10 protein-coding genes are annotated in these 11,356 nt (G+C 71.9%); 4 read left to right on the top strand and 6 right to left on the bottom strand.

What is annotated here, in order from left to right; translation table 11 throughout:
* The first annotated feature begins 178 nt into the window (after positions 1-178).
* Positions 179-1,030, top strand: coding sequence for an oxaloacetate decarboxylase (locus ACFVIU_RS13810; RefSeq protein WP_385842588.1), 852 nt, complete (start codon positions 179-181; stop codon positions 1,028-1,030).
* Positions 1,031-1,205: 175 nt separating this feature from the next.
* Here the strand turns inward: ACFVIU_RS13810 and ACFVIU_RS13805 are convergent, their stop codons facing one another.
* On the bottom strand, positions 1,206-1,706 hold the full coding sequence (locus tag ACFVIU_RS13805) for a hypothetical protein (RefSeq protein ID WP_385842586.1): 501 nt from the start codon (positions 1,704-1,706) through the stop codon (positions 1,206-1,208).
* A gap of 100 nt (positions 1,707-1,806) precedes the next feature.
* The gene (locus ACFVIU_RS13800) at positions 1,807-2,682 is read right to left on the bottom strand and encodes a helix-turn-helix domain-containing protein (protein WP_385842585.1); all 876 of its coding nucleotides are present in this window, start codon (positions 2,680-2,682) and stop codon (positions 1,807-1,809) included.
* Positions 2,683-2,958: 276 nt separating this feature from the next.
* Between ACFVIU_RS13800 and ACFVIU_RS13795 the strand changes: the two genes are divergently transcribed.
* The 3 genes from ACFVIU_RS13795 (at position 2,959) to ACFVIU_RS13785 (ending at position 5,208) form a co-directional block, all read left to right on the top strand.
* Complete coding sequence (locus ACFVIU_RS13795) at positions 2,959-3,228, top strand: hypothetical protein (RefSeq protein WP_385842584.1); 270 nt, start codon at positions 2,959-2,961, stop codon at positions 3,226-3,228.
* Positions 3,229-3,626: 398 nt separating this feature from the next.
* Complete coding sequence (locus ACFVIU_RS13790; RefSeq protein WP_385842583.1) at positions 3,627-4,283, top strand: GNAT family N-acetyltransferase; 657 nt, start codon at positions 3,627-3,629, stop codon at positions 4,281-4,283.
* Positions 4,284-4,407: 124 nt separating this feature from the next.
* On the top strand, positions 4,408-5,208 hold the full coding sequence (locus ACFVIU_RS13785; protein ID WP_385842582.1) for an SAM-dependent methyltransferase: 801 nt from the start codon (positions 4,408-4,410) through the stop codon (positions 5,206-5,208).
* A 19-nt stretch (positions 5,209-5,227) separates the two neighbouring features.
* Here ACFVIU_RS13785 and ACFVIU_RS13780 read toward each other — a convergent pair whose 3' ends face one another.
* The 4 genes from ACFVIU_RS13780 to ACFVIU_RS13765 form a co-directional block, all read right to left on the bottom strand.
* A complete protein-coding gene (locus ACFVIU_RS13780) occupies positions 5,228-6,175 on the bottom strand; it encodes an acyl-CoA desaturase (protein WP_385842581.1) in 948 nt (315 codons plus the stop codon).
* 23 nt (positions 6,176-6,198) lie between these two features.
* Positions 6,199-7,455 (bottom strand): beta-ketoacyl-[acyl-carrier-protein] synthase family protein, encoded by a 1,257-nt coding sequence (locus ACFVIU_RS13775; RefSeq protein WP_385842580.1) that lies wholly within the window; start codon positions 7,453-7,455, stop codon positions 6,199-6,201.
* 237 nt (positions 7,456-7,692) lie between these two features.
* Positions 7,693-8,409, bottom strand: a complete 717-nt coding sequence (locus tag ACFVIU_RS13770; protein WP_385842579.1) for a cellulase B precursor — start codon at positions 8,407-8,409, stop codon at positions 7,693-7,695.
* Positions 8,410-8,544: 135 nt separating this feature from the next.
* Positions 8,545-10,896: a xyloglucanase gene (locus tag ACFVIU_RS13765; RefSeq protein ID WP_385842578.1), complete on the bottom strand. Its 2,352-nt coding sequence runs from the start codon at positions 10,894-10,896 to the stop codon at positions 8,545-8,547.
* Positions 10,897-11,356 lie beyond the last annotated feature (460 nt).

The raw sequence follows: 11,356 nt of genomic DNA, 5'->3' as shown, positions 1-11,356 counted from the left end.
TTGTGATTCGGTAAAGCCGTTCCTTAGTCTGCCGCCGCACCGGACGACACAGGCCGGACGCTCCTTCTGCTGAAGGGCACCCGGCCTGTCCGGTGCGAAGTACACCGCGCGGCCACGGCTTTGGCGGGCAGGGCCGCAGCGGCAGACGACTCACGCAACCAGTCCCACGGAGGATACCGTGACCCACCCCAACCGGCTACGCTCCGCCATCGGCTCCCCCGGCACCACGCCCCTGATCGGCGTGTTCGACATGTTCTCCGCGTCGGTCGCGGCGCAGCACTACGACGGGATGTTCGTCTCCGGGTTCGGCTTCGCCGCCTCCCACTACGGCCTGCCGGACATCGGCTTCATCGCCTGGCCGGACATCGTCGGCTTCGTGCAGCGCCTGCGGCTGGCGTTCCCGCGCCAGCACCTGCTCGTGGACATCGACGACGGCTACGTCGACCCGGAGACCGCGTGCCACGTCGTACAGAGCCTGGAGGCGGCCGGCGCCTCCGGGGTCATCCTGGAGGACCAGAAGCGGCCCCGGCGGTGCGGGCACGTGGACGGCAAGCAGGTGCTGCCGCTGGAGGAGTACCTGGAGAAGCTCGACATGGTGCTGTCGGCGCGCCGGGAGCTGGTCGTGGTCGCCCGCACCGACGCGACCGAGGAGGACGAGATCCTGCGCCGGGCCAAGGCGCTGGCCGCGACCGACGCCGATGTCGTCCTCGTGGACGGGGTGCGCAGCGTCGACTGGATCCACAAGGTGCGGCGCGTCATCGGCGACAAGCCGCTGCTGTTCAACCAGATCGCCGGCGGCAAGTCGCCCCGGCTGTCGCTGGGCGAGCTGTCCGAACTCGGCGTCGACGTCGCCATCTACAGCACCCCGTGCCTGTTCGCGGCGCAGACCGCCATCGACCGGGCCCTGCTGGAGCTGAAGGAGGCGGACGGCCGGCTGCCGCGGACCGGACCGGACAGTGTCGGTGTCGCGGAGTGCCTGGCGCTGCTGGAGCGGAACATCAGCCGCCACCACGAGCACGTTCCGGTCTGACGCCCGCGGGCGGCCCCGGCACCCGGGGCCGCCTGCGCATCCCGGCTGCCGGTGTGCCGTGGGCCCGGCCGGTGAGCCCTTGCCGCGCCCCCGCTTCCCCTGGGGGCGCGGCCGAGCGGCACGGCGGGCGTGGGCCCCGCCTCGAGTGGGGCGGGGCGGGACCGCACGCCCGCGGTCAGCGGACCGGCTTCAGGTCGGTGATCTTCAAGGTCTTCAGGTCGGACTGGACGTCGATCCGGCTGACCTCGGCGTGCGGCCCGTCGCTCCAGGTCAGGGTGACCCGGCTGGTGGCGTGCCCGGCGGCGGAACCGGTGTAGGCGACCTGCCACTTCACCGGCACGTTCTGGGCGAACAGCACGCCGTCGGCGTGCTCCTTGCGCTCGAAGGTGGCGACCTTGTGCTGCGCGGCGGTGGAGAGGTAGAAGGCGCGCAGTGCCTTGGCGGCGGGGCTGGCGGACGTGTCATCGGTGGCCCAGACGGCGTCGATGTAGGCGCCGTAGAAGTCGGCGACGTGCTGGGTGGCGTTGCGCGCGTCGCCCTGGGCGGAGTGGGCGACCGCGGCGTGGGCGGGCCGGCTCTCGGTGGTCCTTGCGAGCGCCGGTGTCACGGCGGTCAGGGCCAGGCCGGCGGTGAGGGCGGTGGCGGTGAGCAGGGTCTTGCGGCTGGGCATGGACATGTTTCTGTTCCCCCGTGATACGTCGCGACCGGGTCGCTCCCGGCCGTCGGCGGAACCTAAGACCGTATTTCCACGAGCCCGGTTGCGTCGCTTTTCGGCCTCACATCTCCTTGCGCAGCGCCTCGAGGAGGGGCTCGGTGCGGCGGGCGGGCTCGGCCTGGGCGCCCAGCCGGTCCAGCGCCTCGCGGTACACCACGACCTCGTCGGCCTTGTCCAGATAGACCGCGCCGACCAGCCCGCTGAGGTAGACGACGTCGGGCAGTTCGCGGGCGCGGAACCGGAAGAGGTGGTAGGCGCCGGCGGTCAGCGCGGGATGCGGTCCGTTGGCGAACGGCATGAGTTGCAGGGTGACATGGGGCAGCCGGCCGACGTCGATGAGATGGCCGATCTGCGCCCGCATCACCTCGGGGCCGCCCACCGGCCGGCGCAGCGCGGTCTCGTCCATCACCACCCACAGCCGCGGCGGCCCTTCCCGGGCCAGCAGCCGCTGCCGGCGCAGCCGCAGTGCCAGCCGGCGTTCCGTCTCCTCCGCCGGCGCGTGCGGATGACTGGCGGTCAGCAGGGCGCGGGCGTAGTCCTCGGTCTGCAACAGGCCGTGCACGAACTGGTTCTCGTACGCGCGGATCTGCAACGCCGCCTGTTCCAGGCTGAGATAGGCGGCGAACCAGTCGGCCATCACATCGCGGTACGTGTGCCACCAGCCGCGTTTGTTGGCCTCGCGCACGGACTCGAGAAAGGTGTCGATCTCCCCCTGGTCGGTGACGCCGTAGACCCGGAGCAGTTTCTCGGCGTCCGCGAGCCGCAGCCGGGCCACCTTCGCGGCCTCCATGCGGCGGATCGTGGAGTGGCTGACGCCGATGGCCGTGCCCGCCTCGGCGTAGCTGAGGCCGGCCCGGTTGCGCAGTTCCTCCAGCCGGCGGCCGAGGATCATGCGCAGGACGGACGGGGCACCGCCCCAGTCGGTCTCCGCGGTCATGCCCCAACCCCCTCACCGGTGTCAGGCTCAGCCTGCCACGCGACCGCGCCCGTCGGTGATGCGATCGCGTCCTGGCTGAAGCATGCATGTGGCTATTTGCAAATTTCAACTTGCTGGTTGCGGTCTGTTGTTGGCTGGTGTCAGAGTGGATGCACTGCTCCGGCCGGCCAGGAGCAGGCGAGCGGCCGGCAGAACCCGACACCCCGAGTTCACCCCCACTCCGCACGGCCCGGACCGAAACCCCCGCACGCGAGGCCGGACGAAAGGCGCACAGCGATGGCTCTGCCCTCCCTCCACCGACCGTACGGACCACCCGGAGGCGAGCGCCTCGGTCGACTCCCTGGGCCCTCCGGCCTCGACCGGCTCGCCTCCGGGGCCCCGCGCCCCGGCCCGGCCGCCGCCCGGGCGGTGCCGGCGAAGCTGCGCGCGGACGCGGTGTTCGCCGCCTCCGAGCCGGTCACCGACACGGTGGCGCACACGGCCGGCAGCGGCCGGGACATGCCGTCCATACCCGACCGGGCGGTGGCGCCGGCGACGCGCAGCTGACCACCCCGCCCGGCGCGCCGGGCCCGCACGGCTCGACCACGACCCCGCCGTACCGCGGGGCGGTTCCGCGGCATCACCGGCGTCTCCACCCCCGTACCGGCACGGCGCGGCATCCGCCCCGCCCCGGACCGGGACCATCCCCCCACTCCTGCGAAGGATCTCCATGCACCGCATCACCCCTGTCTCCGGATCGGCCGCCGACCCGTCCTGGACCAGCCGGCCCAAGCCCGGCTCGCAGGAGCGGGTCGGCTGATCCGCACGCGCCGGGCTCCCCGCACGCCCCCGCCGTCCCGATCCCCGGTAGATTCACCGCCGGTGCGGGAAGTCCGTGCCCGACGGCGGTCCGTCATCCGTACGGGTTCCGGGTCGCCGCGTTCACCGTTCGGCCGGGGGCATTCGTGGTGTGGTCGCTCATCCGCCGGGTGCGGTCGAGGTCCGCGCTGCCGGTCCCGGGGCGATGCGGGCCGGACCGGCATGTCCTGGCCACGGAGCGGCTGTTGCTGTTCACGCCGCGCCACCGGCTCGACGTGGCGGCGGTGCTCGCCGCGAGCGCGGACGCCGAGGCCCAGCGCTGGCTCGGCACCCGCGCGGACCAGGTACTGCCCGACCCGGCCGGCCGGCGCTCGCTGCTCGCGTGGCGGCCCGCCGGGGACGACGGCCGCAGGCTGCCGCGGCAGCTGGCCGTGCCGTATGTCCCGGACCGCAGCGGGGCGTTGCTGCTGGTCTGCGTCCGCAGCTCCGACCTGAGCTATGCCGGAGGGCTCGAACTCGACCCGGACCGGGGCGAGATGGGCGGCTGGCTGGCGCCGGGCTTTCGCGGCCAGGGGCTGGGCGCGGAGTTGTTCGGCGCCGGCGCGGTCCTCGCCCACACCCACGCCGGACTGGCCCGGATACGGGCCGGCGCCGAACCGGGGAACGCCGCGAGCCTGGGCGCCCTGGTCCGCGCCGGTTTTGTGCCGGACACCGGGCCGCCCCGGCACACCCTGCCCGACGGCCGGGTGGTGGACGCGGTCTGGGTACGGCACGACAGCACGGCGGTCCGCCACTGCCGCTGACCGGCACCTGCCGCCGAGCAACCGGAGACAACCGCCCCCGCCGGCAGGAGCAGCCGCCTCCTCAACGACAACCAACCGCCCTCTCAGCGAGAACACCCATCCTCCTCGACCACGGAGACCCGACGTGACAGACACCGGATTCAGCCCGGACCGGATCGACACCAGCAAGCCGCACTCCGCCCGCATGTACGACTGGTTCCTGGACGGCAAGGACCACTACCCGGTGGACACCGAGGCGGCGGAGCAGGTGCTGGCGTTCTATCCGGGCGCCAAGGACACGGCCTGGGCCAACCGCGAGTTCATGCACCGGGCCGCCCGCTTCGTCGCCCGCCAGGGCGTCGACCAGTTCCTGGACGTGGGCACCGGCATCCCCACCGAGCCGAACCTGCACCAGGTCGTCCAGTCCGTCGTGCCGGCCGCCCGGGTGGTGTACGCGGACAACGACCCGATCGTGCTGCGGCACGCCGAGGCCCTGCTCCAGGGCACCCCGGAGGGCCGTACCGCCTATGTGCACGCCGATGTCCGCGAGCCGGAGCAGATCGTGGCGTTCGCCCGCGAGCATCTGGACCTGACCCGGCCCGTGGGACTGTCGCTGGTCGCGCTGCTGCCGTTCGTGACGGACGAGCACGACCCGTGGGGTGTCGTACGCACGCTGCTGGACCCGCTGCCGTCGGGCAGCTACCTGATGCTGTCCCACGGCGGCTCGGACCTGTTCGACCCGGAGGTGTGGGAGCGGATCGACGCCGTGTACCGCTCCGGGGGCACCCCGGTGCGGTTGCGGTCGCACGCCGAGGTTCTGCGGTTCTTCGACGGTCTGGAGCTGTGCGAGCCGGGTGTCGTCCCGGCCACCGACTGGCACCCGGAGCCGGACATGCGGATCCGCGTGCAGCAGCCGCTGTACGGGGGCGTGGCCCGCAAGCCCTGACCGCCGGTCCGGCGGCACTTCACCCGGGCGGCGCGGTGGGTGCGTCGGCGCCCTGACGCCGCCCGGCCACCCGCTGCCGGTCCGGCCAGCGCACGTCGTAGGCCCAGCCGAGGCGTTCGAACCAGCGGATCAGCCGGGCGCTCGCGTCCAGTTGGCCGGTGAGCACACCGTGCCGGGCGCTGGTGGGGTCGGCGTGATGGAGGTTGTGCCAGGACTCGCCGAAGGACAACGGCGCCAGCCACCAGACGTTGCCCGAGCGGTCCCGGCTGCGGAAGGGCCGGGCGCCGGTGACATGGCAGATGGAGTTGACCGACCAGGTCACATGGTGCACCAGGCAGATGCGGACCAGCCCGGCCCAGAAGAACGCGGTGAGCGCGCCCTGCCAGGACCGGGTCAGTACGGCACCGAGCAGGGCCGGCAGGGCGATCGAGGCGAGGACCAGCAGCCCGAACCGCCGGGAGATCAGCATCAGCGCGCGGTCCCGGACGAGGTCGGGGGCGTACTGCCGGGGTGAGGCGTGCTCGGTCTCGAAGAGCCAGCCGACATGGGCGTGGAGCATGCCCTTGGCGAGGGCGCGGGGTGTGCGGCCGTAGCGCCAGGGCGAGTGCGGGTCGCCGTCCCGGTCGGAGAACTTGTGGTGCTTGCGGTGGTCGGCCACCCAGGTGATCAGCGGGCCCTGCACAGCCAGGCTGCCGGCGAGGGCGAGCGCGATCCTGAGCGGCCTGCGTGCCTTGAACGAGCCGTGGGTGAAGTGCCGGTGGAAGCCGACCGTGATGCCGAGCCCGCTGACCAGGTAGCAGACGACGGCGAGCACGAGGTCGACCGGGCCGAGCCCGTGCCGCCAGGCCAGCGGCACGGCGGCGAGCAGGGCGAGGAAGGGTACGGCGACGAGGACGCCGACCATCAGCTGCTCACCGGTGGGCCAGGAGCGTGTGCCGCCTGCCAGGGAGGTGGATTCCGAGGACATGGATACCTTTTCCGGGATCGGGTCTACTGGTCGGCGGCGGTGAAGGCGAGGACGGCGTTCTGGCCGCCGAAGCCGAAGGAGTTGCTGAGGGCGGCTCGTATCCGGTGCGGGCGGGGGGCCTTGGCGACGACGTCGAGGTCCATCGCGGGGTCGGGTGTGTCCAGGTTGGCCGTGGGCGGGATCAGCTGATGGCGCAGGGTCAGCACCGTGCAGGCGGCCTCGATGGCGCCGGCGCCGCCGATGGCGTGCCCGATGGCGCCCTTGACCGCGGTGACCGGTGGCGGCCGGCGGAAGACCTGGTGCAGCGCGTTGTGCTCGGCCGCGTCTCCCTGCGGGGTGGCGGTGCCGTGCGCGTTGACGTGGTCGATGTCCTCGGCGGCGAGTCCGGCGTCGGCGAGGGCGCCGCGGATGGCGTGGGCGGCGCCGTCGCCGCCGGGGTGCGGGGCGGTGAAGTGGTGGGCGTCGCAGGAGGCGCCGAACCCGGCGAGCAGGGCGGCGGGGCGTGCGCCGCGGGCGCGGGCGTCCGTGGTGCGCTCCAGGACGAGCACGGCCGCGCCCTCGCCGAGGACGAAACCGTCGCGGTCGCGGTCGAACGGGCGGGAGGCGTTCTCCGGGCTGTGGGAGCGGCGGGACAAAGCACGCATCTGGGCGAAGCAGGCGGCGGTCATCCGCAGCCGGGCCGACTCGCTGCCGCCGGCCAGGACCAGGTCGCAGTGGCCGGACAGCAGCCAGTCGCGGGCGACGCCGATCGCGCTGGTGCCGGAGGCGCAGGCGGTGCTGACGACCATGTTGGGGCCGCGGGCGCCGAGGTCGAGGGCGATCTCGGCGGCGGCCATGTTGGGGACGCTGCGCGGCAGGGCCAGCGGTGAGACGCGTTCGGGTGTGTGCTCGGCAAGCCGGTCGAACTCGGCCTGCCAGCTCTGCATGGACCCGGTGCCCACGCCCATCACCACGCCGACGCGCGTGTCGTCCCAGGTGTCCGGGGTGAGCCCGGCGTCGGCGGCGGCCTCCCGGGCGGCGAGCAGCGCGAAGGTGGTGAACCGGTCCAGTCGGCGGGCCAGCCGGTGGCCGAGTGCTCCGGTCGCGTCCAGCTCGGGCACCTGGCAGGAGAACGCCACGGGCAGCCCGGCCAGGGCGGGGTCGGCGGTGGCGGTGGAGAGCCCGGCGCACAGCCCGGCCCAGGCCGCCTCGCGGCCGACGCCCGCCGGGGTGACCAGTCCCAGTCCGGTGACGGCGACGGGGGCGCGCCCCGCGCGGCGTTGTGCTGTCACGAGCTGCATGGACCGTGATTATTCGGGCTCCCGGTGCCGGTCCCGGGCCGCCACAACTCGATCGGTCCAGACGGAGGGCGCGCTGCCACCCGGATGCGCGAATCTCGTTGACGAACGGTCAGTGCCGGTCGACGGTGGCCGGGTGGATTCTGTGTCCCGTCCGAGCGTGTTGCGGTCGGTGATACTGCGTGGGGTCCCCGGGCCGCCCGGCTCTGCGTACGGAGAGCCGGGCGGCTGGTGGGGGCGTCAGAAGCCCACGGCTCCCCAGGAGTGAGCGGTGTAGTCACCCGGCCCGAATTCCCAGCCGGCCATGACGCTGTTGAGGTAGTGGTCCTGGGTGTAGAAGCCCCTGTTCAGACCGTAGTGGAAGAACGGGGTGAGGCTGCCGGACCACCAGCCGGACCTGTTCCTGTCCAGGAAACTGAGGGTGTGGCCGCCGTTGCTCCAGGTGTACTCGTAGATGTCCCAGCTGCGGCCGCCCAGGCTGACGTTGGTCGCGGCCGGGACCGCGTTGCCGTTCGCGTCGTAGTGGTCGGCCAGTGGCTTGGCGTTGTACCAGTTGAGCCAGATCATCAGCTCGGTCTTGGAGTTGCGGTCGGTCGGCGCGGGGTAGGGGTCGATGAAGATGTCGTACGTGGCGTCGTAGTACGAGCCGGACTTCGGGTAGGCGGACTGGCTGAACCAGGTGGTGTTGTTGGGGCTGACGTCGCGGATCTTCTTGGGGAGTGTGGTCACCGGGGACGTCCAGCCCCAGTCCTTGCCGTTGACCATGGCGACGAAGCCGGTGCCGGTCGAGGAGTTCACGCCCCAGTTGTTGTCGTCGCTGTACCACGTCGAGGCGTTGCCGCCGGTCGCGTAGTACTTGAACCAGTACGTCGAAGACGCTGCCGCTGCCGAGTTCGGCAGGGCGCAGACGAGAGCGAGAGCCGCAAGAAGCGCGGCCCAGCCGATACGGAATTTCATCAGCCCTCCGGAATGTGTGCTGGGTGGGGGATCACACAGGAGGGGAGAAATCGGTCGTCCTGCCGTGGGGGCAGGGCTACGTCGGTCTCCCCCTCGGGACGGGAGGTGCGGAGCGAGGCGGCCGGGAGCCGAACCTCACCGGGGATCGCCGTAGACGACTCCGCGGCCGTTGGTCCCGAAGTAGACGCGGCCGAAGACCCGGGGGTCTCCGGTCATGGTGTTGCCGGTCCAGGCGTACTGGTGGCGGTCGTCGTTGATGCGGGTCCAGCTCCGGCCCGCGTCGTCGGACCGGAAGATGCCGCGCACTCCGCGGATCTTGGAGCTGGTGTACACGGCGGGGTACGTGGCGCCGGGTGCGGCCTTGCCGAATCCGACGACGTCGCCCTCGTCCACCGCGTCGAACCTGGTGAAGGACGTTCCGGAGTCGGTCGAGCGCCACAGCCCGTACGGTGTGGGGGTGGTTGGCTTGTCGGTGCCGCCGGCCAGCCAGATGTCGCCCTCGTGGCCCGGTACCGGCTTGAACCGGACGTTCCCCGCGGTGGGCAGACCGGTCGCCGCCGTGGCCGTGAAGCTCTTGCCGCCGTCCGTGCTGACGTAGAAGACGCCGGAGTCGTAGGCGTAGAACGTCGCCGGGTTCACCCGGTCGGAGCGTACGGGGGCCCCGGCCGGCAGCCCCTTCGAAGCCGTCCAGGTCGCTCCGTGGTCGTCGGACCAGCTGACCGGCGCTCCGGCCGGGGACCAGACGATCCGCCTGCCGTCGGCGCTGATGGCGACGGCCTGGTCATCGACTCCGGGCCCGGTGACGCCGGACGGCTCACTGCGCGACGGCGTCCAGGTGCCGCCGCTGTCGGTGGAGATGGCGAAATGCTGGGTCCAGCCGCTGGTGGGGTTGCCGACCCGCACGATGGTGTGCGGCGCCAGCTCCGCGAAGTCCAGGGCCGGGGTGCCGCCGAAGGTCGGGCTGTCGTACATCTTCGGCGCCCTGCGGAGATCCGTGTGCCGGAAGCCGCCGACATCGCCCACGCCGGAGAAGACGTGCGCGGGGCCCACGGGCGGGCTGATCACACACGTGACGGCGGTTTCCTCCAGCCCCCGGGCCCGCACGGAGAGGTGCACCGTGCCGCCGCGGTCCCAGTCGGTCAGGTTGTCCGAGCCGTAGATGGTGGCGCCGGTCCCGTACAGGAAGCGGTCGGAGTCGAAGGGGTCGATCTGCACCGACTCCATCATCCAGCCCAGCTTGGGAGCCATCTCCGGCAGCGACGGCGAGGCGTTCCAGGTCAGCCAGGGGGCGTCGGAGATGTCGATGTCGTAGCGCAGGGTGCGCTCGGAGTTCGCGCCCAGGTCCCATATGCGGGTCCAGCTCGCGCCGCCGTCGGTGGAGCGGAACAGGAGGCAGTCGGGGTACCACTTGACCTGGGTGGACACCATCAGGGTGGCCGGGTTCTGCCGGTCGATGGTCAGACCGCTGTATCCGTACTGGTTGTCGTCGCTGGTGGACGGGACCGGGCTGATGCGGGTCCAGGTGTCGGTGGCGGTGTCCAGCTTCCACACGTCGCCCTTGGACCCGTCGTACGGGCCGGCGGTGTTGCTGGTCGCCAGGTACAGATAGCCGCCGACGTGGTCGAAGACCGCGTGGTGCGGGATGAAGCCGGTGGGCTGCCCGGGGACGCGTTCCCAGGTCGCGCCCGCGTCGGTCGACCGGTACAGGATGTTGTCCTTGTCGGCGACGGTGACGTAGATGGTCCGGGTGGCCCTGCCCGCTCTGCCGGTGCGCCTGTCGAAGACGACCTGGAGCACGCCCAGGTTGTCGCCGTTGTAGCCGTCGGGGTCGGTGGGGTCGATGACGAAGTTGCCCGCGTTGGGGAAGCTCGTCACCTTCGCGAAGGACTTGCCGTAGTCGGTGCTGCGCCACAGTCCGTGGCCCCCGCGCACTCCCAGGTAGAGGATCCTGTTGCGGTTCGGGTCGATGACCAGCCGCTCGCCGATGCCCCGGCCGGGCATGTTGCCACCCAGCCGGAACGGAAGGGGAGTCGTCTTCCAGGTGCGGCCGCGGTCGGTCGAGCGCAGGATCGCCGCCATGCTCGGGTCCCATTCGGGCATGGTGTAGGTGCCCGCCGCCAGGTAGACGCGGTCCGGGTCGACCTCGTCGGTGGCGATGCTGATGATGCCGGTGTGTCCGTACTCGTCCCAGCCGATCCAGTCGGTGAGCGGGATCCACCGCTGGGATGCCCTGTCGAGCCGGTAGGCGCCGCCGATGTCGGTACGGGCGTACACCAGTCCGGGTTCGCGCTGGTTGAAGACGATGCCGGGGACGAAACCGCCGCCGACTATTTCCGCGTTACGGAAGGTGTAGGGCGTGTGTCCGACCCTCCCTGACGCACGGGTGGACGCGGCGGAGGCGGTGGAAGGGGCGAGCACAGGGAGAGCGGCCGCGGCCGTGCCGACGGCCAGCAGTCCTCGCCGGGAGAGGCGCGGGGCAGGGTGCATGGCGGGTCCTGGCCTTTCGGGTGCGGGTCCGTAGGTGCGGCGCTTCGCTTTCGTGGTCCGACCGGCGGGCGGCCGACGCCGAGGCGTCCGGTGGCCTGACGTCGGGAGGGGCGGAAGCAATGCGAATCGATGCGCTTCGACGTTCGGTGACAGTAGGACCGCGCAACCGGACACGACAACGGGCCGTTAGGTAACGTTCCAATAACGGGCGCGCTCGAATCGGCTGAAGACAGGGCCTCTCACGTGGCGTTTCCACACCTGAGCTGCGCCTTTCCGGCGACGCTCACGCTGAACAAGGGGGTTTTGAAAACTGAACTACATGTCGATTGACCCCCGACGCAGGGCCATGCGGTGGGGGGGGGGGGGGGGTGGGGTGTGGAGAGGTCGCCGCGACCTCACGGGCGATCTCCGGAGGGCGGCAGCACCAGCCCCAAGCGTGGGCACTCGAGCCAGAGAGGGT

The sequence above is a fragment of the Streptomyces sp. NPDC127190 genome (assembly GCF_042672505.1).
In the GTDB taxonomy this organism is placed as follows: Bacteria; Actinomycetota; Actinomycetes; order Streptomycetales; family Streptomycetaceae; genus Streptomyces.
This window is presented reverse-complemented; position numbering and strand designations above follow the sequence as displayed.

Coding starts and splice junctions, on each gene's coding strand:
- ACFVIU_RS13805 (WP_385842586.1), bottom strand. CDS start 1,706: ATGTCCATGCCCAGCCGCAAGACCCTGCTCACCGCCACCGCCCTCACC.
- ACFVIU_RS13800 (WP_385842585.1), bottom strand. CDS start 2,682: ATGACCGCGGAGACCGACTGGGGCGGTGCCCCGTCCGTCCTGCGCATG.
- ACFVIU_RS13795 (WP_385842584.1), top strand. CDS start 2,959: ATGGCTCTGCCCTCCCTCCACCGACCGTACGGACCACCCGGAGGCGAG.
- ACFVIU_RS13780 (WP_385842581.1), bottom strand. CDS start 6,175: ATGTCCTCGGAATCCACCTCCCTGGCAGGCGGCACACGCTCCTGGCCC.
- ACFVIU_RS13775 (WP_385842580.1), bottom strand. CDS start 7,455: ATGCAGCTCGTGACAGCACAACGCCGCGCGGGGCGCGCCCCCGTCGCC.
- ACFVIU_RS13770 (WP_385842579.1), bottom strand. CDS start 8,409: ATGAAATTCCGTATCGGCTGGGCCGCGCTTCTTGCGGCTCTCGCTCTC.
- ACFVIU_RS13765 (WP_385842578.1), bottom strand. CDS start 10,896: ATGCACCCTGCCCCGCGCCTCTCCCGGCGAGGACTGCTGGCCGTCGGC.